At 69.6% G+C, this 24,580-nt stretch carries 15 protein-coding genes and 1 tRNA gene; 9 read left to right on the top strand and 7 right to left on the bottom strand.

Annotated features, from left to right (window positions below; genetic code table 11):
- Positions 1-16 precede the first annotated feature (16 nt).
- Genes JQS43_RS11780 through JQS43_RS11770 form a run of 3 tightly spaced genes read right to left on the bottom strand, consistent with a single transcriptional unit; the run spans position 17 to position 2,368 of the window.
- Entirely contained in the window at positions 17-448 is a 432-nt protein-coding gene (locus JQS43_RS11780) for a DUF2795 domain-containing protein (protein WP_239679124.1), read from the bottom strand.
- 49 nt (positions 449-497) lie between these two features.
- Entirely contained in the window at positions 498-1,934 is a 1,437-nt protein-coding gene (locus JQS43_RS11775) for a GuaB1 family IMP dehydrogenase-related protein (RefSeq protein ID WP_239679123.1), read from the bottom strand.
- A 56-nt stretch (positions 1,935-1,990) separates the two neighbouring features.
- The gene (locus JQS43_RS11770; protein ID WP_239679393.1) at positions 1,991-2,368 is read right to left on the bottom strand and encodes a PIN domain-containing protein; all 378 of its coding nucleotides are present in this window, start codon (positions 2,366-2,368) and stop codon (positions 1,991-1,993) included.
- Positions 2,369-2,593: 225 nt separating this feature from the next.
- Here JQS43_RS11770 and JQS43_RS11765 point away from each other — a divergent pair, with 225 nt between their 5' ends.
- Positions 2,594-3,751, top strand: coding sequence for a VLRF1 family aeRF1-type release factor (locus tag JQS43_RS11765; RefSeq protein ID WP_239679122.1), 1,158 nt, complete (start codon positions 2,594-2,596; stop codon positions 3,749-3,751).
- A 52-nt stretch (positions 3,752-3,803) separates the two neighbouring features.
- On the opposite strand, the gene JQS43_RS11760 is transcribed toward JQS43_RS11765, so the two are convergent.
- A complete protein-coding gene (locus JQS43_RS11760) occupies positions 3,804-5,945 on the bottom strand; it encodes an alpha-galactosidase (protein ID WP_239679121.1) in 2,142 nt (713 codons plus the stop codon).
- A 94-nt stretch (positions 5,946-6,039) separates the two neighbouring features.
- On the opposite strand from JQS43_RS11760, the gene JQS43_RS11755 reads away from it, so the two are divergent.
- The 3 genes from JQS43_RS11755 (at position 6,040) to JQS43_RS11745 (ending at position 7,980) form a co-directional block, all read left to right on the top strand.
- Positions 6,040-7,236 carry a cation:proton antiporter gene (locus JQS43_RS11755; RefSeq protein ID WP_239679120.1) on the top strand — a complete coding sequence of 399 codons (1,197 nt, stop codon included), beginning with the start codon at positions 6,040-6,042 and terminating at the stop codon, positions 7,234-7,236.
- 160 nt (positions 7,237-7,396) lie between these two features.
- A tRNA-Leu gene (locus JQS43_RS11750) sits at positions 7,397-7,480 on the top strand.
- A gap of 104 nt (positions 7,481-7,584) precedes the next feature.
- Positions 7,585-7,980: a hypothetical protein gene (locus tag JQS43_RS11745; RefSeq protein ID WP_239679119.1), complete on the top strand. Its 396-nt coding sequence runs from the start codon at positions 7,585-7,587 to the stop codon at positions 7,978-7,980.
- 474 nt (positions 7,981-8,454) lie between these two features.
- On the opposite strand, the gene JQS43_RS11740 is transcribed toward JQS43_RS11745, so the two are convergent.
- The gene (locus JQS43_RS11740) at positions 8,455-9,552 is read right to left on the bottom strand and encodes a DNA cytosine methyltransferase (RefSeq protein ID WP_239679118.1); all 1,098 of its coding nucleotides are present in this window, start codon (positions 9,550-9,552) and stop codon (positions 8,455-8,457) included.
- Between the two features lie 301 nt (positions 9,553-9,853).
- Between JQS43_RS11740 and JQS43_RS11735 the strand changes: the two genes are divergently transcribed.
- From JQS43_RS11735 to JQS43_RS11720, 4 genes are all read left to right on the top strand, one after another.
- A complete protein-coding gene (locus JQS43_RS11735) occupies positions 9,854-11,215 on the top strand; it encodes a sigma-70 family RNA polymerase sigma factor (protein ID WP_239679117.1) in 1,362 nt (453 codons plus the stop codon).
- Positions 11,212-14,280, top strand: a complete 3,069-nt coding sequence (locus JQS43_RS11730; RefSeq protein WP_239679116.1) for a helicase-related protein — start codon at positions 11,212-11,214, stop codon at positions 14,278-14,280. The genes JQS43_RS11735 and JQS43_RS11730 overlap by 4 nt, the downstream gene beginning before the upstream one ends.
- A 12-nt stretch (positions 14,281-14,292) precedes the next feature.
- Positions 14,293-16,026 carry a hypothetical protein gene (locus JQS43_RS11725; protein ID WP_239679115.1) on the top strand — a complete coding sequence of 578 codons (1,734 nt, stop codon included), beginning with the start codon at positions 14,293-14,295 and terminating at the stop codon, positions 16,024-16,026.
- Positions 16,027-16,253: 227 nt separating this feature from the next.
- Positions 16,254-19,169 (top strand): SNF2-related protein, encoded by a 2,916-nt coding sequence (locus JQS43_RS11720; protein WP_239679114.1) that lies wholly within the window; start codon positions 16,254-16,256, stop codon positions 19,167-19,169.
- A gap of 26 nt (positions 19,170-19,195) precedes the next feature.
- On the opposite strand, the gene JQS43_RS11715 is transcribed toward JQS43_RS11720, so the two are convergent.
- Both JQS43_RS11715 and JQS43_RS11710 read right to left on the bottom strand, forming a co-directional pair.
- Positions 19,196-19,480, bottom strand: coding sequence for a type II toxin-antitoxin system RelE family toxin (locus JQS43_RS11715; protein ID WP_239679113.1), 285 nt, complete (start codon positions 19,478-19,480; stop codon positions 19,196-19,198).
- Complete coding sequence (locus JQS43_RS11710) at positions 19,477-19,761, bottom strand: type II toxin-antitoxin system Phd/YefM family antitoxin (RefSeq protein ID WP_239679112.1); 285 nt, start codon at positions 19,759-19,761, stop codon at positions 19,477-19,479. The genes JQS43_RS11715 and JQS43_RS11710 overlap by 4 nt, the downstream gene beginning before the upstream one ends.
- A gap of 95 nt (positions 19,762-19,856) precedes the next feature.
- Here JQS43_RS11710 and JQS43_RS11705 point away from each other — a divergent pair, with 95 nt between their 5' ends.
- Complete coding sequence (locus tag JQS43_RS11705) at positions 19,857-24,569, top strand: class I SAM-dependent DNA methyltransferase (RefSeq protein ID WP_239679111.1); 4,713 nt, start codon at positions 19,857-19,859, stop codon at positions 24,567-24,569.
- The last annotated feature ends 11 nt before the right edge of the window (positions 24,570-24,580 follow it).

The raw sequence follows: 24,580 nt of genomic DNA, 5'->3' as shown, positions 1-24,580 counted from the left end.
CGGCCACCTGACGTTGCTACGTACCTTGCTCCCCACCTCGCCCAGGGTCCTCGTTGGAGTATCCCAGCGCTTCCCAGATCTCGTAGACGGTTCGGTACATCTGCCCGTCGGGCAACCGGTCCAGCTCCGCCCGCAGGTCCGGCGGAACCCCCATCTCCTCGGCCCCGCGCAACAACTCCCGCCGGTCCCCCGGCAGCGACGACAACGGTATGTAACGACCCAGCCGGCTGCGGGCGGCCAGATCCTGGCCCCGCAACGGTTCCGGGGCTCCGCTCGGCCGCTGCCCGGCGGGGATCCGGTCAGCCTCCGGCTGGTCGTCGTCTGCCACCTCGGGATCGCGCCACTCGTCGACCCGGGACGGGCCGGGGGCACCCTGGGTGTAGGCCCGCGCCTCCTTGGCCAGCTCGTCGTCGAGCTGCGGACTGTGCTTGCTACTGCCACGTTCCATCGCTGTCCGATTCCCGGCGGGGCCGGACGGCAAACCCGCCGCGGCCGGTTCAGCGCGGGCGGGGCTTACCCTCGGCGTACCCCGCCGGCGTCTGCACCCCGAGCACCGCCCGCTGCCGGAACTCGGCCAGATCCCCCGCCCCGGCGTACGCACACGCGCTGCGCACCCCGGCGACGATCTGGTCGAGGATGTCCTCCACCCCCGGGCGCTGCGGGTCAAGATACCGCCGAGCGGCAGAGATCCCCTCGTCGAACAAAGCCTTCCGGGCCCGCTCGAACGGGGAATCCTCGACCGTCCGGGCGTTCACCGCCCGCGCCGAAGCCATCCCGAAACTGACCTTGTAGCGCCGCCCGTCCGAATCGACCTGCAGGTCGCCGGGGGACTCATGGGTGCCGGCGAACCAGGAGCCGACCATCACCTGCGACGCGCCGGCCGCCAGCGCCAGCGCCACGTCACGGGGGCTGCGGATGCCGCCGTCGGCCCACACGTGCGCGCCCAGCTCCCGGGCGCGCGCGGCGGTGTCCAGCACCGCCGACAGCTGCGGCCGCCCGACCCCGGTCATCATCCGGGTGGTGCACATCGCGCCCGGCCCGACCCCGACCTTCACGATGTCCGCGCCGGCCGCCACCAGATCTGCCACCCCGGCCGGGGTCACCACGTTGCCGGCCACCAGCGGCACCCCCGGCGACAACCCGCGTACCTCCTCGACTGCGGTCACCATCCGGTCCTGATGGCCGTGGGCGGTGTCGAGCACCAGCACATCGACGCCGGCGGCGAGCAACTGCTCGGCCCGGCTCACCGAATCCCCCGAGATCCCGACCGCGGCGCCGATCCGCAGCCGGCCCGCCGCGTCCACCGCCGGGGTGTAGAGCGAGGCCCGCAGCGCGCCGGTCCGGGTCAGGATCCCCACCAGCTGACCCGCCTGGTCCACCACCGGCGCCACCCGGTGATGGCCGGCGACCAGCCGGTCGAACGCCGCCGCCGGGTCGATGTCGGCCGGCAGCGTCAACAGGTCGGCCGACATCACCTGCCGCAGCTGGGTGAACCGGTCCACCTCGGCGCAGTCGGCCTCGGTGACCACCCCGCGCGGCTGCCCCGCCTCGACCACCACCACCGCGCCGTGGGCCCGCTTCGGCAACAGCAGCAGCGCATCCGAGACCGTGTCCTGCGGCCCCAGCGCCACCGGCGTATCGAAGACCACGTGCCGCTGCTTCACCCAGCCGATCACCTCGGTGACCACCTCCACCGGGATGTCCTGCGGAATCACCGCCAACCCACCGCGCCGGGCGATCGTCTCGGCCATCCGCCGGCCGGAGACCGCGGTCATGTTCGCCGCCACCACCGGCACGGTCGTGCCGCAGCCGTCGCCGGCGGCCAGACCCACCTCGGTACGGGAGTTCACCGCTGACCGGTTCGGCACCAGGAACGCGTCGTCGTAGGTCAGATCGACGGCGCCACCGAGGCCGAACTCCTCGCTACTGACCATGGGCCGAGTATTCCGCAGGTTCAGGTAGCCGGTGGCCGGCGGGGTAATCCCCAGGTTCAGGCGGCCGGTGGCCGGCGGGGCACCGCCGAGGGCCCCAGCACGGTCGCGCCCAGCGCTCGTACCCGTTGTTGCAGCCCCCGGTCGGCGGTGACGACCGCGCGGTGCCGGCGGTTGTCGGCCGCCCGGACCAGCGCCACGATCTCGTCGTCGCCCGAGCCCGGCGCCGAGACCACCCGCACCCCGGCCACGCTGGCGACATCCCGCGCCGCGCCCTCCACCACCAGGACTACCTCCAGCGGCGGCGGAACCGCCGGCAACCCGGCGACCGCCACCGGCAGCAACGCGTCCCGGAGCCGGCCCGCCGCTGCGGCCCGGTCCCGCCACCAGCCGTCGGGCACCGAGCCGATCACGTTGGCCGCGTCCACCACCAGCAGACCCGGCTCCCCGAAGGGCTCCGGGGCGGGCTCGGACGCGGGCTCCGGGGCGGGCTCGGACGCGGGCTCCGGCGCGGCAGCGGCGCGGTCGACGGACACGACGGTCATTGTGGCAAGGCGAGGTGGTCGATGGCGGGATCCGACGTAGGCTCGTCGTGTCGATGATGACCAAAGCGGCATAAGGGGGTGTCCGCTGTGGCCCTGGACCGGGCGACACTGCGAACCATGGCTGAGTTGACCGACGAGGTCGGAGTGCTCTCCATCTACGTGAACCGGGACCCGCAGGCGCGTGCCGAAGGCAGCAACCGACCACCATGGGAGGTGCGGCTGCGCCAGCAGCTGAGCCAGCTGCGGGACCGAGTGAAAGAGCAAGGCCCTCGGGAGCACTGGAAGGCGCTGGAGCAGCGCCTCGACGAACTCGGCCCGGACCTCGACGGGCTACTCGACCCCACCAGCTCAGGGCAGGGCGGCGCGCTGTTCGCCACCGTCGCCGGCGGTGAGACCCACCGGTTCGCGGTGCAGCGGCCGTTGCCGGACCAGGTGGTCCTGGAGCCCCGGGCATATATCCGGCCGCTGGTGACGGTCTGGAGCACCGCCGGCCCGGCCGGCGCGGTCTCGGTCAGCGAAGACGAACTCAAACTGGTCGACCTGCGGTTCGGGTACGCCGAGCCGGTCGGCTCGATCCCGGTGCGGCCCGAGTCGGAGGTGACCCGCACCCTGCAGGGGCCGGCCGCCAGCAATCCACAGCTGGGGCAGCACAGCGCCCCCCAGCACGACCTCTACGAGCGGCGGGAGGACGAGAAGCTGCTGCGGTTCCTCCGCACGCTCGGCCCGCACGTCGCCGAGCACGTCAGCAACCGTGAGTGGGGCTACCTCGCACTCACCGGCGACGCCACCCTGGTGCAGGCGGTGCAGGAGAGCCTGCCGGCGCAGCTACCCGCCGAGGTGGTGCCGCTGGAGTTCCGGGCCCACTCGCTGACCCCGCCGAAGCTCGCCGCGACCGTGGAGCCCGCGCTCGGCGAGGCCCGCCAGCGGCACCACCGGGAGCTGGCCGAACGGGCCCGCAGCAACGCGCTCTCGGCCAACGCCGGCGCCTACGGTCTCGGCGAGACCCTCGGTGCCCTGCAGGAGGCGCGGGTGGCGCACCTGCTGCTCGCCGCGGACGGCCGTTGGGAGGGCGGCCGGACCCGGGACGGCTTCCTCGCCCCCGCCGGCGAGATCCCGCCTGGTTTCACCGCCGACGACCTGATCCCCGAGCCCCACCTCGCGGAGCGCATGATCGAGCGGGCCTTCCTGGAGGGCGCCGATGTGACCATGCTGGACGGTGACGAGGCCGAACCGCTCGCCGACGCCGGCGGCGTCGGCGCCATCCTGCGCTGGTAGCGACCCCGATCGCGCAGCGGCTGCGCCGGGTCCGGTGGCTCGCCCGACCGACTCACCCGACCCGGCGCAGCCGGTGCACCACGCTCGCGTGGTCACCGGCCGGCAGCCCTAGCGGCAGCCCATGGTGGGCCAGCACCGCGCCGCGACGGCGCTCCCCCGTCCCGACCAGCTCGTACTCCCCCGCCGCGGCCAGCCCCGCCAGGCGTACCGGTGGGTCGGGTTGGGCAAACCGGGCGATCGGCCGCCAGGCCAGCACCACCGCCTCCGCGCCGTCGCGGCTCAGGTATTGCACCGCGGTGGTGCCCTCCACCCGGGCCGGCGTCAACCGGTAGAGCTCGCCCTGCTGCACCACCGGCCGGATCTGCCGGTAGAGCGCGACCAGCTCGGCCGCCTCCGCCCGCTCGGCCGCCGACCACTCCCGCAGCGCGCCGCTGATCCCCAACGCGCCGGCCATCGCGACGTGGAACCGGAACCGCAACGGCGCCTCCCGGCGGGTCAGCGGGTTCGGGCTTTCGCTGGCCCAGGCCCCCATGGTCAGCGCCGGGTAGACCTGGCCGCAGCCGTGCTGGATCGCGATCCGGTCCACCGGGTCGGTGTTGTCGGAGGCCCACGCCTGATCGGTGCGGGCGAGGATGCCGAGGTCGTAACGGCCGCCGCCGCTGGCGCAGGTCTCGATCCGCACCCCGGGATGGTCGGCCCGGAGCCGGTCGATTAGCGCATAGAGCGCCCGGGTGTGGTCGAACCACAGCCGCTGCGGGTCGTCGGCGCCGGGCCAACCGGCCTCGGTGAAGGCCCGGTTCATGTCCCACTTCAGAAAATCGATCTCATGATCGGCGAGCAGCCGGTCGAGCCACCCGTGCGCCCACTGCGCCACCCGCGGGTCGGCGAAGTTCAACACCAGCTGCTGGCGCAGCTCGGTGCGGTGCCGGTGGGGCTGATGCAGCACCCAGTCCGGATGTGCCCGGTAAAGGTCGCTGTCCGGGTTGACCATCTCCGGCTCCACCCACAGCCCGAACCGCATCCCCAGCTGGTGGACGTGGTCGATGAGCGGGGTCAGGCCGTTCGGGAACCGGTCCGGGTTCGGCCACCAGTCCCCCAGCGCGGCGTTGTCGCTCAGCCGCCGGCCGAACCAACCGTCGTCGACCACGTACATCTCCACGCCGAGCTCGGCGGCGATGGTGGCGAGCTCACGCTGGTTAGCCTCGTCGACGTCGAACCAGGTGCCCTCCCACGAGTTGTAGAGCACCGGCCGCAGCTCATCCGGGTGGGGCACCACATGCGCCAGCGCGTACGCGTGCCAGGCCCGGCTGGTCGCCCCGAACCCCTCGGGGGTGTAGAGCCCGGCCAGGGTGGGGGTGTGCCAGCGCTCCCCCGGCTCCAGCCGGATGCTCACGCCATCGTGGCCGGCGCCGCCGCCGATACTGACCTGCCCACCGAGGGTCCGCCAGGCGGTGAGCCGGAAGGTGCCGCTCCAGGCGAGCACGGTCGACCACACCTCACCGGTGGTCTCGGTGGCGTGGCCGTCGTCGACCATCAGCCACGGGTTGTTCTGATGCCGGGTGGTGCCGCGCCGGCCGGCGACCGTGGTCTCCCCGATCGGCAACGGGTCGCGGTGCAGCTGGAACTCGGCGCTCCACTCCCCGCCGACCTGGCTGAGCCGGTAATCCGGGCGTACCGGCAGGGTCCAGTGGGCCGAGTCAGCGCGGTCGACGGTGATCGGGGTTGCGCCGGCGCCGGTGTGGTGCAGCTCGGTCCAGCGCTCGATCACGTCGGTGTCCGGGTGGACCCGGTAATGCAGCGTCACCGCCAGCGGATAATGCCGGTCGGTAAGGGTGATCCGCAGGTGCCCGGCCTCGATGGTGTGCTCGCCGGCCCGCCACTCGACCGCGGAGGTGGTCGGGTCGAACCGCACCTGCAGCCCCGACGGGCCGAACTGCTGCCCGCTCTCGGTCGGCAGCTCCACCCCCAGCACGTCATCCTTGGCGTCGGGCCAGGTGGGTAGCGCGGCGGCGTCGGCTAGGCCCAGCCGCGGCCCCCAGTAGATGTGGCGCGGCAGCACCCCGCCCGGCCCGTCGACCAGCCGCAGCGCGTACGCGGTGGTGGGGGTGGTCAGCAGGAAGGTGCGGGTCGGCGGGTCGAAGCCCACCAGGTCGGTCTCGGGTGCGGCACGCTGGCTCACGGCTGTCTGGCTCACGCCGATGACCCTAACCGGCTGGATCACGCTCCGGCACCCCCCGATTCACGACGAAGACGGACAAAACGGCCTATCCTCAGGGTGGGGTGGGCCCATGACCAGCGGAAGCTTGACCAGCATCGTCGTAATCTTCGCGGTGGCGACGCTCACCCCGCTCGCCGCCGACCAGCTGAAACGATGGATCCGGATACCACCGACGGTGCTCGAAATCGTCCTCGGCATCCTCATCGGACCGTCACTGCTCGGCCTGGCCCACGTCGACACCATCGTCGACGCCTTCGCCAACCTCGGCCTCGCGGTGCTCTTCTTCCTCGCCGGATACGAAGTGGACGTCGGCCGGATCCGCGGCAGCCCGCTGCGCCGCGCGGCCGGCTCCTGGGGAGTCTCGCTCGCGGTCGGCCTGCTGCTCGGCGCCGGCGGGGCCATGATCATCGGCGGTGGGACGATGGCCGCCCTGGCGCTCGGCCTAGCGTTGGCCACCACCGCCTTCGGCACCATCCTGCCGATGGTCCGCGACGCCGGCCTACTACCCACCCCGCTCGGCGCCCGGATCATGGCGGTCGGCACCATCGGCGAGTTCGCCCCGATCATCGCCATCGCGATCCTGCTCAGCGGCGACCGGCCGCTCCACGCCACCACACTGCTGCTCGGCTTCGCCGCGGCCGCGGTCGCCGCCATGGTGCTCGCCGACAGACAACCCCCAGCCGCGATGACCCGGGTGATGAGCGGCACCCTCACCGGCAGCGGCCAGTTCGCCGTCCGGCTCGCCATGCTGGCAGTACTGGTGATGGTCTGGATCGCGGTAGAACTGCACCTCGACCTGGTGATCGGCGCGTTCGCCGCCGGGCTGGTGATGCGCCTGGTCCTCAGCAGCATCTCCCGGCAGGAAGCCGAGGTGGTCGAATCGAAGCTGGAAGGGATCGGCTTCGGACTGCTGATCCCGCTCTTCTTCGTCACCGTCGGCGTCCGCTTCGACCTGGCGGCGCTGCTGGGCAGCCCCACCGCGCTGGCGCTGGTGCCGATCGGCCTGGTCGGCTTCCTGCTGGCCCGCGGCGTCCCGGTGATCCTCGCCTTCCGCAGCCAACTGCCGAGCAGGGACGTGACCGCGCTGGGCCTGTACGCGGCGACGGCGCTGCCGCTGGTGGTGGTCGTCACCGACCTGGCAGTGTCGTACGAGTGGCTGGAGAGCGCGGAAGCGGCCGGCCTGGTCGGCGCCGCCATGCTCTCGGTGCTGCTCTTCCCGCTGCTGGCGCAGCTCGCGGCGAGCTCGATCACGCCGGACCGGGAGTAGACGTCGGCCGGACCCGCGCAGTCCCCCGCGAGCGCGTTGCCCGGAGGCAACGCGCTCGCGGCCGCCCCGAACGGACGTGTAAAGTATGCTGCCGTGCGGCCCACCAGGGCGGCCGCCGGCTGATGCCGGTGTGACCGCTGCGGTACGATGGGCACCACCTGTCCGGGTGGCGGAATGGCAGACGCGCTAGCTTGAGGTGCTAGTGCCCGTTAAGGGCGTGGGGGTTCAAGTCCCCCTCCGGACACATGGATTCTCTGCCGACGCTGGAGCGGCGCGTCCTAGCAATTGAGCTACGCCTCCCCACGGTCGATGTGACCATGGACGAAGCCTGAAACGGCCGCCGATTCAATGGACAGCTCGACCTGGTTCACCCTCCCATTCATCGACGAACCGCTGGCATCGGTGACACATGCCGGCAACGGCAAGGACGCCGACCTTGTCATCGAATTCGCCACCGGAAGGCGAATGGAGTTCGGGGTCTCGCACGCCCGAGTCGAGACCGGCGACGGCATCATCGTTGAGGTCCGTCCTTACGACGACGCGACGTTGACGATCACCTACACCGGCAGCGGCTTGACTCTCCGACGTGGTCGGATTCACTTCACCGACGACGAACGATGGCTGGCAGAATTCCTAGCCGACGCCCACGACTGGGTCGAGTCGGGCCAACGCACGCTGGGATATGTGGTACACGCCGAGCTGTGGCTCGGGTCGACCTCAGGGACATCGGGCGTCGGCAGCTAGCCAAGCGATAGCTCTTGATGTCACAACCGCTCGCCTGCGGCTCGCTTCCTTCGGCTATGTGACCTCAATGGTTCGAACCCATCGTGGTCGCCAGTCGAGGTGGTACCGCATCACTGATCTGTCCAGCCCGGACCAGGGCTCCGGCGAAGTGTCGGAATTTCGGTTACGGAGTGCTGATGCCGAGGATCGTGAGAGGCCGGTGAGCATCGCGGGCGTTGCGGCGTGAGGCTCTTGCGATGTTGGCCGTGCCGTGGTGTTTCAGGATGCCGGTGGTGAGGTTACGCAGTGCCGCCATGGCTCCGGGTGCGGTGCCGGCGTGGAGCTGGGAGGCGTCCTCGCCGTAGCTGATGTCTCGGATGTGGTGCAGGGCCTCGATGCGCCAGTGGCCACAGATGTAGTCGACGAGGTGAGCGGGCAGGCCAAACAGGTTGAAACCCCGATTGGCGAAGCAGCCCGGTTGTTCTCGATCCGGAGCTACTGCGCGGAAGGGGCACGCCTTCTCCTGGACCTGCCCCTACCGCTTCCCACAGCACCCACGTGCGCGACGATCGCCTCGCCCACCGCCTCGGCCAGCTTAGGTGGCACGGCATTGCCGATGAGTCGGCCAAGCGGCGCGAATTGTACAGCTGCCCCGTCCGGCACGAACTCGTAGTCAGGCGGAAAGCTCTGCAGGATCGCTGCCTCGCGAAGCGTTATAGCACGGTCCTGCTCGGGGTGGCCGAACCGGCCAGCACCGAAGTTGAAGGCGAGCGTGGTGATCGTGGGTGATGGCTCATCCCAGCGCATGCGAGCGTAGACGTTACGGAAGGTCGCCCCCGAAGCTCTGCGATGGCAGGGAGAGCGCAGCTCCTCGTCCCAGTCCTGCCAGGTCCCGCCGGGCTTGGACTGTCGTATCCGCTCAAGGTTGCGTTCGGTCAGTCTCCTACTCTTGTGGAGTGGATCATCAGGGTGAGTCTCACCATGACCAACCGGCGGCAGGCTCTTGATCTTCTGCCCCACGGTCCGGTAACCGCTGGCGGCGAGCTGCCCTGCGGGGACGGTGATCTCACCAAGCAACGATGCAACCAGAACCTTCCTTCTACGGTGCTGGGGAACGCCGTAGGCCGGGCAATAACACGACATGTGATCTACGTGGTAGCCGAGCCCTCGAAGACCAACAACGAAGTTGCGGAAGATGGGCTTGCTACCAATGCGGGGAACGTTCTCCATCGTCACCACCTCCGGCAACGTTCCTTCCACCAGCCGGTAGAACTCGTCCACCAGGGAGAACTCGTTCTCGTGGGAGGTGTCCACGCCTCGGCGATACGGAGAGAAGGGCTGACATGGCGCACAGCCCGCAAGGACGCGAACTGTGTCGGCCGGCCACATCGTGGCTAGCTCGCCAGCAGTGAGGTCCCGGATGTCACGCTGATGGAACGGTGCACCAACGTTGGTGCGGTAGGGGTAGTCGCACGCCGAATCGACGTCGACACCGGCTACGACGTCGATCCCCGCCTGTTGCAGCCCATAGGAGAGCCCGCCGACACCACAGAAGAGATCGACAACGGCTGCCCTGGCAGGTCGGGGGGTCATCCCCCAACTCTAGTCGATCAACCACAGTCAAGAGTCGCAAGGTTATGGGTACGCCACGGTCGACTAGGTTCACCCGTTCGGCCGGATTGGACACACCGTTCTACCTCGCTTCCCGCCATGTCTACTGCGGCAACGGCGCTGGCGTCGATACGGCGGGAGCACCGGGACCTGCTTGAATGGGCCGACCGGGGTGTCCTCGTCGACCCCGCAGAGATGAGGGCGAGGCAGTCCTCCGAGCCATAGAACCTGTGTTCGATTCATGCGCTTTGTCGGACTCTGGCTCTAGGCTGGTCCCATTAGGATGAAGGGGCCCGCCGTGACGACATCAGCTAGCGTTTCCCACCCCACGTCGGACATGACAACGATCGAAGATCCATGCCCCGACGCGGGCTCCGCTGCGGCCTTGTCAGACGGTCTTGGCTGGATGTTCGGCCCGGACGCCGAGCCTGCCACTCCCCTGACCAGCGACGATGTCGTCGGGCAGGCGGTCGAGGACCTGGTCGGCGACTGGACCCGCACCGGCGGGCAGCTTACCCTCGGTGACGTTGCGATGCTGGCGACCAAGCGTGCGCTCTCGCCAGCTCAGCACAGCGAGGTCCTGAGATTGTTGGCAAGGGCCGGTGTTGATCTTCCGGACACTGGCGCCCCGGGGCCGAGGCGAGCCGCCACGCCAGGTTATGAGCTGCAGCGTGACTCGATCGGCCAGTACCTGAAAACCATCGCGCGCTACCCGTTGATCGACGGCCCGCGGGAGGTGGAACTCTGGTCGTTGATTTCGCACGGAGACGCAGCTCAGCGGGAGCTCGCTACTGCGACCGCTGACGATCTCGCACCGGGTGTCCGACAGCACCTACTCGCAACCGCGCAGGCTGGCAGGCGTGCCCACAACGAACTCGTCTGCGCGAACCTTCGGTTGGTCGTGTCGGTCGCCAGGTTGGCTCAGTACCAATCGAGCGGGGTCGAGTTCGCCGACCGGATCCAGGACGGCAACCTGGGTTTGATGCGAGCGGCAGACAAATTCGACGGGTCGAAGGGGTTCAAGTTCTCCACTTATGCCACCTGGTGGATCCGCCAGTCGATCGAGCGGGGCATCGGTGACCGAGGGAGGACCATCCGAATCCCGATCCATTTCCACGAGAAGGTGCAACAAGTGAAGCGCACCATCTCGAGGCTGACCGTGCGGCTGGACCGGGATCCGACACTCACCGAGATCGCCGACAAGACCGGGCTGAGCCCAGGGACGGTGCAGTTCGTACTCGATCTCATACGCCCGGTTGTCAGCATCGACGCGCTACTCGGAGACGACGGCGATCTGCACCTGTCAGACGTGATCGGCAACCCTGCTGAGCGGGACGGACGCGCGGACCCCGCAGAGATCGTCAGCCACGCGATGCTGGCATCGGACGTCTGCCGCGCCGTCTGGACGCTCCTGCCGGGACGCGCCGTAGACGTCATCGCCCGCAGATTCGGCCTGGGCACCGACCATGAGGAGACATTGGAGGCGATCGCTGCCGACTACGGCGTGACCCGCGAGCGCATCCGACAGATCGAGGGCAAGTCGTTGACGACCTTGCGCGTGAGCGAGGAGGCGGCGATGCTGCGGGCCTACCTGATCGACGACTCGCCAGCCCCGAGAGACTTGGTGAGGAAGGGGACCCGATGAACACGACGTCCACCCAGTCAGCCGAGGAGGCCTGCTCCGCCTTCGTGACCTGGCTGGACCATCGGGTGACGGCTGCCGGCCGGGGTGATGGGCTGGACCGGTTGGAGGTCGCGCCATCCGGGACATTCTGGCTCGGCCGGCTGGCTCCGGAGGAAGAGGTGCGTCACGGCACCCCCGACGAGCGGGCGGAGCGGCTTGATCCGTGCGCGATCGCGATCCGGCTCCGGCCGGCCGGGGCCCCGCCCTGGTCGATGACGGTAACGGTACGGGCACGGGCGTGGATCGGGGATCCCAAGGAAGGGACGGACTCGAAGCGCTGGTGGTGGCGCAGCGACCTAGTCGAGGAGACCGTGACGGTGCTCGCCGACACCACCGGCGGCGCGTTCGGCGGCAAACAGCTCGCGGATGCCTTCGCCGCCGTAGGCGCGCCGGGCCGATCGGCCGAGGTACGCGTCGAGGTGGAGGACTGGCACGCCGAGACCGAGCTGGTCGTTCAGCTGGTCAACACCAGCCCGGAGCGGGCTCCGGGGGTCACCGACTCCCACCTCTACGAGACTCAACTGGAGGTCGCCGGGCTGGCAACTACGTCCTTCCAGCTCGAGTCGCTGCCCGACAGCTTCCGGTACGACCGGGAGGTGCCGGCGTACGGGATCAACGTCGGCGTCGAGGTCCTCCCGGACGGCGGAGGTTTCCGCACTACCGACACAGTCACTGTGCAGACCTATCGGCCCCACTACTGGCACGGCACTACCACTCCCCCCGACCTGTCGTTCGACACTTTGGCGCACGACCCGCTGCCCCAGCTGACCGCACTGGTGGCGGCGCTCGCCGCCTACGACGACGCCCATTGGTCCCGGGCCGCGCTGGATGCCCGGCAAGCGGCGGGGAGTTGGGACGATGCCATGCGCGCCGAGGCCGACCGGTGCGCCCAGGAGGTCTTCGCCGAGCTGGACCGGCTGCGCGCCGGCCTCGACCTGATCCGCACCGATTCGACCGTGCGTCGAGCGTTCCAGCTGATGAACCAAGCGATCGGGTTGAGCGCCAAGGGCCGGGACTATTCGCAATGGCGGCCGTTCCAGGTCGGCTTCCTGCTCTCCACGGTGCGGTTCCTAATTGCGCCCGAGGAGGAGAGCCGCTACGTCGACACGGTCTGGTTCGCCACCGGCGGCGGCAAGACCGAGACCTACCTGGGCCTGTTGCTCACCGCGGCTTTCCACGATCGGCTCACTGGCAAGATCGTCGGCGTCACGGCCTGGTCCCGCTTCCCGTTACGACTGCTGAGCCTGCAACAGACCCAGCGGTTCGCCGACGCCCTCGCTGCCGCCGAGATAGTCCGCGAGGATGAGAACATCGGCGGCGCTCCGTTCAGCCTCGGTTTCCTGGTGGGGCAGGCCGGCACTCCCAACAAGATCGTCCCGAAGACCGACAAGGATGACGAGATCACCCCGGACGGTCCCGGCATGCCGGGCAAGTACCAGGTGCTGCTGCGGTGCCCGTTCTGCCGGGACGAGGGCCTGCAGATGCGGTTCAACCGGGAGCGCTGGTTGCTGGAGCACCGCTGCTCCAATAGCACGTGCCGGCGGTACGGGCGAGCCCTGCCGATGTATGTGGTCGATCAGGAGGTGTTCCGGTTTCTGCCGACGGTAGTGGTCGGCACCTTGGACAAGGCCGCCTCCATCGGCCTGCAGCAGGCGATGCGCGGCTTGGTCGGCCCGCCCCGGAAGCTGTGCCGGGTGGATTGGCACGGCTTCACCTACGCCGAGCGTTCCTCCTCCCCGAACGGCTGCCTGGTGCCGGGCTGCCAGGGCGGCCCGGATCTCAAGCCGCTGCCGATGGAGCCCGGGCGCTTCGCCCCGTCGCTGCGACTCCAGGACGAGCTGCACCTGCTACGCGACAGTCTCGGCGCGGTCGACTCCCACTATGAGAGCCTGCTCGACCATCTCCAGCGGGAGCTGGGTGGCACCCCGGCGAAGATCATTGCCAGCAGCGCGACCCTGACCGGCTACGACCGGCAGGTCGATGTGCTCTACCAGCGGACCGGGCGGGTCTTCCCGCAGCCCGGCCCCTACGCCGGCGAATCGTTCTGGACCGCGCCGACGAGGGCCCCGCTGCGGCGATTCGTCGCGGTCGCACCGCGCGGGGTGACGCTGGAGCACGTCAGCGACCGCACCCTTGACACCTTGCAGCGGTGCGTACGAGAGTTGATCGACGACCCGGCGGGCGTATGCGCCGAGGCCGGCATCGACCCGGCGCATGCGGAGCAGCTGATCAATCGCTACGGCACCAACGTCGTCTACGGCACCACCCTCTACGACGTGGAGGCCGCCGCCCGAAGCCTGGGCAGCAACGCCACCGTCGAGGGCATCAACGTCGAGCAGCTCACGGGGCAAACCGAGTTCGACGACGTACGGGCGATCCTCGACCGGCTCGAAAAGCCTGAGGAGGAGTTCGCCGAACGGGTGCATGTGGTGGCGGCCAGCTCGATGCTCTCCCACGGCGTGGATGTCAACCGGCTCAACACCATGGTGATGCTCGGCCTGCCGCTGACCACCGCCGAGTTCATCCAGACCACCGCCCGGGTGGGGCGCAGCTTCCCGGGTCTGGTCTACGTGCTGCACAAGATCGGCCGGGAGCGGGATGCCCAGACCTTCCGCCAGTTCGGACCCTATGTGCGACAGGGCGACCGGTTCGTCGACCCGATTCCGATCACGCGGCGAAGCCGCCGGGTGCTGGACCTGACCACCGCCGGGGTGGTGAACGCCCGGACCTTGATGCTCCGCGAGCCGGCGAGCAAACAACGGCTGAGCACGCCGCCCAAGCTGCGGGAGTACGCCCGCGACTCCGGCCTGACCGCGGCCGCGGAGGCCGCGGCGGTCGCCTCGGTCCTGGACTTCGACGATGATGAGGACGCTCTGCACCGGGAGCAGATCGCCGCCTGGCTGCGAGAGTGGTTCGCCGACCTCGAGGATCCCGCGTTCAAGGGCAAATTTATCAGCGACATCGGCCCCAATCCCCCGATGCGGAGCCTGCGCGACGTCGAAGCCAGCGCCCCCATCCACGACTGACAGGCAAACGACATGGCCAAGATCGGCAGCCGCAGCGGCAGCCAGATTCTGCGTACTTTCCTCCCCGATCAGACGGTGGACCTCAACGGCAACATCTACCGGGTCGCGGAGTGGTCGGCGCCGTCCCATGTCGAGGTCGATACTGACCTGGTGCGACGGCGGCTGCTGCAGGAGGTCGGCGCATGGGTCGTGCACGGCACCGACGGCGGCGTCGGGGATGAGCTGGCCCGCGGTGCACCGGTCGAGGTCGTCGCGTTGGATGAGCAGCGTGGGGTCCTGGTCGAGCGGTATCCGCAGGTGTGGCTGTGTCGCTCCTGCAAACGGATCGGGAAGTCGGCGGACCGCCGCTGCGTGTGCGGGCAGCGCCACTGGGGGCAGCTGCATTTCGTCGGCGTCCACAGCTGCGGCGCGATCGCGGAACCGTGGGTGAAGCGCTGCCCTGACCATGACGACGTGAAGGTCGTCACCCCGAAGAGCGCGAAGGCCGCGGATATCACCTTCGTCTGCCCGGTCTGCAACCGGCAGACGATGCAGGGTCTGGGGCGCGGCCATCGGTGTCGCTGCGGCGATGGCACCGTGCGGTGGAATGTGCACAAGGCTCGGACGGTCTACACCCCCCGCAGCACAGTGATGATCAATCCGCCCCAGCCCGAGCACCGGGAGGCGCTCAAGCTGGCTGGTGGCGCCCGCAAGGCCCTGATGTGGGTGGTCGAGGGACTGACCGCGCCGCGGCCGGCGGACGTCACTGCGAAGCAGACGAAGGAAGAACTCACCGCGCAGCTGGTCGCCGGCGGGATCGACCCTGCGATCGCGGAGCAGATGGCGAGCACGGCCGAGGTCGGCGGCCAGCTCGCCACGCCCGGCGATCATCCACTCGACCAGCTGCGGGCAGATCGCCGGGAGGAGGCGGAGCAGGAGGCGGTCGACATCGCCATGGCGCTGGCGGAGAGCCGGCAACCCACCACGGACCTCCGCGGCGGCACGCCAGGCGACGCGCTCGACCAGCGCTACCGCACCGACTACCCGGCCGCCCTGAGCCGGGCCGGGGTCGACGGGATCGACCTGGTCGACCAGTTTCCGGTGCTCAACGCCGTCTACGGCTACACCCGTGGGGATGACGACCCCTCGAAGTGCCGGCTGGTGCCGTTCCGCCACAAGGGCGGCTACCGCCTCTACGGCAATCTGGCCAGGACCGAAGCCTTCCTGGTACGGCTCGACCCGACCCGCGTGGCGACCTGGCTTACCGGCCGGGGCCACACCTTGCCGGAGTGGACCCGCGGGGCCGACGACCCGGTCGCGGCCCGGGTGGCGATCTTGCAGTCCGCTGTGATCCCCAGCAAACGCGACGACCCCTCGGTGGAGTCGATCGGCACCGACGTAGTAAAGCTGGTCCACACCTACGCGCACCGGTTCATCCGGCAGGCGGCGGTCTTCTCCGGCATCGAACGGGACGCGTTGAGCGAGTATCTCGTCCCAGGTCAGCTGGCGTTCTTCGTCTACGCCGCCGCCCGGGGAGACTTCGTACTCGGCGGCATGCAGGCGGTCTTCGAGTCCAACCTCGATGATCTCCTAAGTGCCTTCTTCGACGCGGAGCACCGCTGCCCGCTCGACCCGGGGTGCAGCTACGGCAGCGGCGCCTGCAGCGCCTGTCTGCACCTGGGTGAGCCCTCCTGTCGGTTCTTCAACCGCTTTCTGGATCGGCAGGTGCTGTTCGGCCGCGACGGCTACCTGCGGACCCGCCGGTGAGGGCGTGCCGCCACGCCGCCTCGACCCGGTGGCTGCCCGCGGCATCCGACCGAACCGGGCCGAGGTCGCGGCGTCGAGCGACCGGGGCGTGGTGGACCTTTGGCCCATGTCGCTCACCCTAACCGGCGGCGTCACACACGGTCAGCCGACGATAGGCTCTCGACGAGGCGGCTACCGGACTTGTCGTCGAACGTCCCGTTGATCCCGGTGAAGGGAGAACACCCTCAGTGACGACAACCGAGCCCGCCAACCGTGGCACGTTCGCACCTGGCACGGTGGTCGTGGTCCGCGACGAGGAGTGGCTGGTCCGGGCGACCGAGGAGACCGCCGACGGCACCCTGGTGCACGTCCAGGGCCTCGGTGAGCTGGTGCGGGACACCCGGGCCGCGTTCTACGAAAGCCTCGACGCGGTCACCGCGCTGGAGCCGGCGCAGGCGTCGGTGGTCGCCGACCACAGCCCCCGTTACCGCACCGCCCGGCTGTGGCTGGAGTCGACCATCCGCAAGACCGCCGTGCCGCTCGGCGAGCGCGCCCTGTCGGTGGCCACCCGCGGCCTGGCCGACGCCCTGAGCTACCAGCAGTCCGCGGTACGGCGGGCGTTGGACCCGGACAACCTGCGGCCGAGGATCCTGCTCGCCGACGCGGTCGGGCTCGGCAAGACCCTCGAGATCGGCATGATCCTGGCCGAACTGGTGCGCCGCGGCCGGGGCGAGCGGATCCTGGTGGTGACGCCGCGGCACGTGCTGGAGCAGATGCAGCACGAGCTGTGGACCCGGTTCGCGTTGCCGTTCGTCCGGCTCGACTCGGCCGGCATCCAGCGGGTGCGGCAGAAGCTGCCGGCCACCCGCAACCCGTTCACCTTCTACCGCCGGGCGATCATCTCGATCGACACGCTCAAGTCCGACCGGTATGTCGCCAGCCTGCGCAAGCAGCGGTGGGACGCGGTGGTGATCGACGAGTCGCACAACCTGTCCAACGCCGCCACCCTGAACAACCGGCTGGCCCGGCTGCTGGCCCGCAACGCCGAGGCGCTGATCCTCGCCTCCGCCACCCCGCACAATGGCCAGAAGGAGTCGTTCGCCGAGCTGATTCGGCTGCTCGACCCGTCCGCCGCGCCCGCCGACGGCGAGCTCGACCCGGCGGAGGTGAAGCGGCTGGTGGTCCGCCGCCACCGGCACAGCCCGGAGGTGGCGCGGGTGGTGGGCGCCGACTGGGCGGAGCGGCAGGAGCCGCACAACGTGCTGGTCCCCGCCACGCCGGCCGAGGACGCGGTCGCCCAGGAGCTGGCGGAGACCTGGCTGTGGCCGGGCCGCGGCGGCAGCCCGTACTCCGGGCAGAATGCGACGCTCTTCCCCTGGACCCTGGCGAAGGCGTTCCTCTCCTCCCCGGCGGCGCTGCAGGAGACGATCGACGGGCGGCTGGGCCGGCTCGGCACAGATGACCAGGCCGCGGTCGAGCAGCGCGCGCTCCAGCGGCTCGCCGAGCTGAACGCCACGACCCTGCGCACCCCGTCGGCGAAGTACACCCGGCTGCTGGCCCACCTGCGGGAGATCGGCGTCGGCCCGGGCTCAGCCGCCCGGGTGGTGATCTTTGCCGAGCGGTTGGAGACGCTGCGCTGGCTGCACCGCAGCCTGCCCAAGGATCTGGGCCTGCCGGCCGAGGCCGTGGAGCTGATGCACGGCGGCCTCGCCGACGACGAGCAGCAGCGGATCGTGGAGGCGTTCAAGCAGGCCCACGCGCCGGTGCGGGTGCTGGTCACCGGCGACGTCGCCTCCGAGGGGGTGAACCTGCACGCCCAGTGCCACGAGCTGGTCCACTACGACATCCCGTGGAGCCTGATCCGGATCGAGCAGCGCAACGGCCGGATCGACCGGTACGGCCAGCAGCACCCGCCGCGGGTGACGGCGCTGCTGCTGGAGCCGGCCGGCGACCGGTTCGCCGGCGACGTGCGGATCCTCGCCAAGCTGGTGGAGAAGGAGAACGAGGCCCACACCGCGCTGGGTGACGCGGCGGCGCTGATGGGCCGCTACGACGTCAAGGGCGAGGAGGACGCGATCCGGGCGGTGCTCGCCGGCAGCGAGGAGCTCGACGACGTGGTCCGGCCGGTCGCCGAGGTGGCCGCCGGCAACGACCTGACGGCGCTGTTCGCCCAGCTCTTCGACGCCTCATCCGACGCCGACCCCACCCCGACCGCCACCGACGAGACCCGCACCGCCGGCGCCGCCGCCGACGCCGGCGGCACCGACCCCGGCTCCGGCCTCTACGACGACGATGTCTCCTATCTGGAGGACGCGCTGCAGCAGGCGTTCATCGACCCGACCGCGCCGCTGGCCGGGCAGGGAGTCGGATGGCGCCGCGACGCCGCCTTCGGCACCGTGGAGCTGACCCCACCGCCGGATCTGGTGCAGCGGCTGGAGGTGCTGCCGCAGAGCTACCTCGCCGACCGCCGGGTCACCGAGCGGCTGGTGCTCGCCACCACCGCCGCCCGCGGCAAGGACCGGCTCGCCGCCGCACTGCGCGACGACAGCGACTCCACCTGGCCGGACGCGCACTATCTCGGCCCGCTGCATCCGGTGCTGGACTGGGCCGCCGACCGGGCGCTGGCGGCGCTGGGCCGCAACGAGGTCTTCGCCGTCCGCGGCACGGTCGACGCCGCCACCGTGTTACTCCTCGGCACCCTGACCAACCGGCGCGGCCAGGTGGTGTCGGCCGCCTGGCTCACCGCCGAGTTCCCGGTGCCGGACGATCCGTCGTTCGCGCCGATCAACCCGTACGGCTCGGCCCGGGAGGCGCTGCAGGCGCTCGGCTGGGGCACCCGCCGCGACAACCCCGGCGCGGTCCCCGACCTCGACGCCCTGCAAGCACTTGTGGCCCCGGCGGTGCGGGCGGCCGAGCGGCATCTGGCGACCGTGTTCAAGGCGGCCGAGCAGGATGTGGCGCGCCGGGTCGAGGAGTGGTCCCGGCGGCTCGACCGATGGGAGCATGAGGCCGGCGCGCTGGTCCAACGCGATCAGGTCAAAGAGCGCCGGATGAGCGTCGCGCAGGAGCGGGCGATGGTCGAGGCGATGGCGCCCGACCGGCAACTCGTCCGGCCGCTGCTGGTGGTCGTCCCGGAGAGCGGGTCCGGCGGTGTCAAGGCATGACGACCGCCCCGAGCCCTCGGCCGAAGCTATCCCACGCCGTAGACGTCCGCCCGCCGGCGAATCGACTTCACCCGGATGAGCCGATCTTCCGGATAGACCTGATAGACGATCCGGTACTCACCCAGGTGAGCCGAGTGCTGGCCGGCGTAGCGACCGGAAAGTTCGCCACCGACACGGTAGGGATTCGCCGGAAGAACGTGTTGGATGAACTCGAGGGCCGCCGTAGCTACGCCGAGTGGAAGGTCCTCAGCAAGCGCCCGCTGCGCGGCCGCTTGAATCTTGACCTTCCATCGCCCAGACCGCTCGGTCACCCGGCGTCATGGCGCCGTGCCACCAAGGCCGCGACCTCGTCGATGTCCGCGCCGCCGCCGGCGTCGGCCTCGGCGTCGGCCTCCTGGATGTCTGCGACCGCACCGGGGTCAGCCAGAATGTCCAGCGTCTCCACGATTGAGCGCCATTTCTGTGGAGAAATCAGCATCGCGGCGAACACGCCACCATGCGTGATCTTCACCTGGTCGTCCGTCTCTGCCAGCTCGGCGACGAGGCTGGGCAGCTGGTCGGCCGCCGCCGTGTCAGCCAGTGTCCGGGTCATGGTTTCAAGTGTAGGTGATCAACAATGATCCGGCTCCGCACGGACAAGTGTCTGATTCGTGCCAGGTGCCTTCCGATCAGGAGGAGAGGAGAACGATGAGCGGGTCGGACGCGATCCTGGTCGGCGAGAGCTGGATCTCGGAGCACTACTTCACCACCGAGGCCACGAGCGAATCGTTCCGCGCCAAAGTGGTCGAGCGGCGCAAGGCGTGGGACGCCGAGGCCAAGGAGGGCCGGGCCACTCCCCGGTCCCGGTTCACCGAGGCCCGGCAGGCGCTCGAAGCCGACCTGGCGAGCCTGTCCGAGCTGCTCGACCCGACGGTGAGCCCCGACCGACAGGACAACCGGTCGGTCGACGCGGTCGCCGGAGGCGTCCACGACCGGCTGCTCGACATCCTGGAGCTCCGCGGCCACGGCCTGCACCTCGAGCAGGACGGCCCGCTGCTGCGGATCTCGTCCCCGGGCGTCACCGACCGGGCGCCGCTTGTGGTGGTCACCGCCACGCCGGTCACCGCGGTCGAGGACCTGCTCACCAAGGACGGGGTGACCCTCGCCGAGCCGGTGCGGCTCACCGACGACGGCGACGAGGTGAAGTCGGCCGCCAAGCTGGTGTCGACGCTCTTCGTCACCGAGGACGGCCCCGACTTCATACTGGTGCTCGCCGGCCGCTGGGCGTTGCTTACCGAACGGGAACGCTGGGCCGAGGGCCGCTACCTGGCGGTCGACGTGCAGCTGGTCTGCGAGCGCAACGACACCAAACGCGCCGGCGAGATCGACCGGGCGCTTACCTGCCTGTCGGCCCAGTCGATCGCCCCGGACGCCGACGGCAAGGTGTGGTGGCAGGAGGTCCTGGAAGCGTCGGTGAAGCACACCGTCGGCGTCTCCAAGGACCTGCGCGACGGCGTCCGCCTCTCCATCGAGATCATCGCCAACGAGGTGGTGGACCGGCGCCGGGCGCAGGGTCTGCCGCCGCTGCCGGCGGCCGAGGCGCAGCCGCTGGCGAAGCAGTCGCTGCGGTTCCTCTACCGGATCCTGTTCCTGCTCTACGCCGAGGCCTCCCCCGAGCTGGGGGTGCTGCCGGTCGGCGCCACCGAGTACGACCAGGGGTACAGCCTCGATCGGCTCCGCGAGCTGGTGCAGGTGGAGCTGACAAACCCGCGTACCCGCGGCGGCACCCACCTGTACGAGTCGCTGGGCGTGCTCTTCCGGCTGGTGGACCGTGGCCACTCCCCCGCCGCCGAGGCCGGCGACGAGGAGGAGGCGTCGGCCACCTCGGGGTTGACCTTCCACGCGCTGCGCGCGGACCTGTTCCGCCCGGAGGCGATCGCCCACATCGACGCGGTGGGCCTGGGCAACGTCGCGCTGCAGCAGGTGCTGACCCACCTGCTGCTCAGCAAGGAGTCCCGCGGCAAGGACCGAGGCTTCATCTCGTACGCGGAGCTGGGCATCAACCAGCTCGGCGCGGTCTACGAGGGACTGATGTCCTACACCGGCTTCTTCGCCGAGACCGACCTCTACGAGGTGGCGAAGAACGGCGACGCCTCGAAAGGCTCGTGGGTGGTGCCGGTGGACCGGGCCGGGGGCATCTCGTCGGCCGACTTCGTCAAAGCACCGGACCCGACCACCGGCGAGGAGAAGCCGGTGCTGCACCGGCAGGGCTCGTTCGTGTTCCGACTGGCCGGGCGGGAGCGGCAGCAGTCGGCCTCCTACTACACCCCCGAGGTGCTGACCAGGTTCACCGTCGGGCAGGCGCTGGAGGAGCTGCTCGACCAGGACGGCCACACCACCACCGCGGCCGAGATCCTGGAGCTGACCGTCTGCGAGCCGGCGCTGGGCTCCGGCGCGTTCGCGATCGAGGCGGTGCGCCAGCTCGCCGACCAGTACCTCAAACGCCGCCAGGTCGAGCTCAACCAGAAGATCGACCCGGACGAGTATCCCAAGCGGCTGCAGGAGGTCAAGGCGTATCTGGCGCTTCACAACGTGTACGGGGTGGACCTGAACGCGACCGCCGTCGAGTTCGCCGAGATCACCCTGTGGCTCGACACCATGGCCAAGGACCTGGCCGCCCCATGGTTCGGCCTGCACCTGCGCCGCGGCAACTCACTTGTCGGCGCCCGCCGCGCCGTCTACCGCCGCAGCCAGATCACCGACAAATCCTGGCTGAAGGCGACCCCGGACGAAGTACCGCTGACCTCACTGGTCGAGGACATGACCGCCGGTCGGGTCGACAGCACCGGCATCCACCACTTCCTGCTACCGGCCGAGGGCTGGGGCGCCGCCGCCGACGCGAAAGAGGCCGCCGCCCTCGTCCCCGAGGCGGCGAAGCGGCTAAAGGACTGGCGGCGCGGCATCAGATCGAAGCCGAACAAGCAGCAGACCGACGCGCTTGTCGAGCTGGCGCACCGCGTCGAGGTGCTGTGGCAGATCGCCTACCGCCGGCTGCAGATCGCCGAGGAACAGATCCGCCGCGCCATCCCGGTTTGGAAGGCCGGCGACCTGCCGGTCGGCGGCACGGTGTCGCGGGAGGAGATCGAGCGGGCGCTCGCCGACGCCGACGGCGCCTACCAGCGGCTGCGGCTGGTGATGGACGCCTGGACCGCGCTCTGGTTCTGGCCGCTCACCGACCAGACCACCACCGTCAACGAGGTACGGGTGGAGCCGCCCACCCTGGCCGACTGGATCACCGGGTTGCAGGCGCTGCTGGGCCGCAGCCCAGAGCTACGCAAGTCCAAACTGCCCAAGGACACGCTTGCGGCCGGGGTGAGCTGGGAGGAGCTGAACCAGGCCGAGCAACTGGAACTCGGCTTCGCCGGCGCCCACCCGGTGCAGAACGTCCTGCAGAAGCATCCCTGGCTTGTGGTGTGCCAACGAGTCGCCGCCCAGCAAGGGTTCTTCCACTGGCACCTCGACTTCGCCTCCGTCTTCGCCCGCGGCGGCTTCGACCTCCAAGTCGGAAACCCACCTTGGGTCAGACCCCGATCGGACGTCGATGCGCTGCTCGCCGAGGGCGACCCGTGGTGGCAGCTCGCGGTCAAACCCACCCAAGCACAAGTGAAGCAGAAGCGGGAGGCGACACTCGCCCTGCCTGGCATCCAGAACCTGGTGGTAGACGGCGCCACCGACATCGCCGGCCTCGCCGAGTTCGTCGGCTCGCCGGCATACCCACATCTGCAGGGCCTCCAGCCCGACCTCTACCGCTGCTTCATGGAGCAGACCTGGCGGAATGCCTCCGGTCGCGGCTCGATCGGACTCATCCATCCCGAGTCCCACTTCACTGATGAGAAGGCTGGCAAACTTCGCAGAGCGACCTACCATCGCCTAGGCCGCCATTGGCAATTCACGAACGCCCTCTTCTTGTTTGAGGTGCATGACCAGATTTCGTTCGGGGTGCACATATACGCCAGCAACCGGACAAGTCCTCGCTTCCTCATGGCGACGTCGCTCTACCACCCGGAGACGGTGCTTCGGTCGTTCGATCACGACGGCTCAGGTGCCGAGCCGGGTCTCAAGGATCCCGAGGGCAAGTGGGACCTCCGCCCTCACCGCAGCCGCATTACCACCGTCACCCAATCGACGCTAGAGACTTGGCACGCGATCCTCGAAGGGCCAGACGTTCCGGTAGGCGGAACACGAATGGTGTATGCGGTGAACCGGGCGACAGCGGCGGTACTCGACAAGCTGTCGAATGCTAGACGCATCGGTGAACTCGGCCTCCACTTCTCACCTGGATGGCACGAGAAGAACGACCGAACAAAGGGCTACTTTGAATCGGAGTGGGGGGCACCTGACTCGTGGCAGGACGTAATCTTGCAAGGTCCACACCTATTCGTCGCAACCCCTATCTACAAATCGCCGAACGAAACGATGCTGCACAACCAGGACTGGTCAGCGACGGACTTCGAGACGCTGGCGGCCAATGCGGTGCCGGTGACCGCCTACAAGCCGACCGGCGACCGGCACCGCTACGACCGCGACTACACCCACTGGGGTGACGACGAGGAACGTCGCTCTGCCCGCGACTTCTACCGCCTCGCCTGGCGCGCCATGGCCGCGAACACTGGAGAACGCACACTCATACCCGCGCTCATCCCTCCAGGCGCAGCCCATGTGAACGGAGTCTTTTGCGTCGGATCGCCGAACGTCTCGCTTCGTACCCTCGTCGAGATTGCGGGTTTCACCGGTTCGCTTGTAAGCGACCTGTTGATCCGCGCTGCACCGAAGAGCGGCATCTACCAGGGTTCATTCGAACGTCTTCCGATAGTCCGTGATCATCCGCTCCAGAAGCAGCTTTTCAGCCGTACGCTGCGGCTCAACTGCGTGACCGATGCGTACGCGGATCTGTGGCGGGAGTGTTGGTCGGACGAGTTCCTACGGGACGAGTGGACGGGCGGGTTGGCGCATGCGCGGCGGCTGCCGCTCGGCGACGTTGGGCCGGAGTGGACTGCCGATACGCCGCTGCGGATTACGGCTGACCGGCGGCAGGCGCTGGTGGAGATCGACGCGTTGGTGGCATTGATGCTCGGGCTGACCGCCGACGAGCTGTGCACCATCTACCGCACGCAGTTCCCCGTGCTCTACGGCTACGACCGGAAGCGTGACCACTACGACGCCAACGGCCGGTTGGTGCCGCAGGAGGTGTTGAAGGTGTGGCGGAAGAAGGGGGATCGGATCAGCGAGGAGGAGCGCACCGCCACCAACCAGGCCGGCAACACCTACACGTACGAGTTGCCGTTCAGGACCCTGGACCGGGAGGCGGACATGCGGCAGGCGTACGCCCACTTCGAGCGGCTGCTGGCGGAGCGGTCGTGAGCGCGAGGAGC

The organism is Natronosporangium hydrolyticum (assembly GCF_016925615.1).
Lineage (GTDB): Bacteria > Actinomycetota > Actinomycetes > Mycobacteriales > Micromonosporaceae > Natronosporangium > Natronosporangium hydrolyticum.
The sequence above is the reverse complement of the archived record's forward strand: the minus strand, read 5'-3'. Positions and strand labels throughout refer to the sequence as shown.

Coding starts and splice junctions, on each gene's coding strand:
- JQS43_RS11780 (WP_239679124.1), bottom strand. CDS start 448: ATGGAACGTGGCAGTAGCAAGCACAGTCCGCAGCTCGACGACGAGCTG.
- JQS43_RS11775 (WP_239679123.1), bottom strand. CDS start 1,934: ATGGTCAGTAGCGAGGAGTTCGGCCTCGGTGGCGCCGTCGATCTGACC.
- JQS43_RS11765 (WP_239679122.1), top strand. CDS start 2,594: ATGGCTGAGTTGACCGACGAGGTCGGAGTGCTCTCCATCTACGTGAAC.
- JQS43_RS11755 (WP_239679120.1), top strand. CDS start 6,040: ATGACCAGCGGAAGCTTGACCAGCATCGTCGTAATCTTCGCGGTGGCG.
- JQS43_RS11745 (WP_239679119.1), top strand. CDS start 7,585: ATGGACAGCTCGACCTGGTTCACCCTCCCATTCATCGACGAACCGCTG.
- JQS43_RS11740 (WP_239679118.1), bottom strand. CDS start 9,552: ATGACCCCCCGACCTGCCAGGGCAGCCGTTGTCGATCTCTTCTGTGGT.
- JQS43_RS11735 (WP_239679117.1), top strand. CDS start 9,854: ATGAAGGGGCCCGCCGTGACGACATCAGCTAGCGTTTCCCACCCCACG.
- JQS43_RS11730 (WP_239679116.1), top strand. CDS start 11,212: ATGAACACGACGTCCACCCAGTCAGCCGAGGAGGCCTGCTCCGCCTTC.
- JQS43_RS11725 (WP_239679115.1), top strand. CDS start 14,293: ATGGCCAAGATCGGCAGCCGCAGCGGCAGCCAGATTCTGCGTACTTTC.
- JQS43_RS11710 (WP_239679112.1), bottom strand. CDS start 19,761: ATGACCCGGACACTGGCTGACACGGCGGCGGCCGACCAGCTGCCCAGC.
- JQS43_RS11705 (WP_239679111.1), top strand. CDS start 19,857: ATGAGCGGGTCGGACGCGATCCTGGTCGGCGAGAGCTGGATCTCGGAG.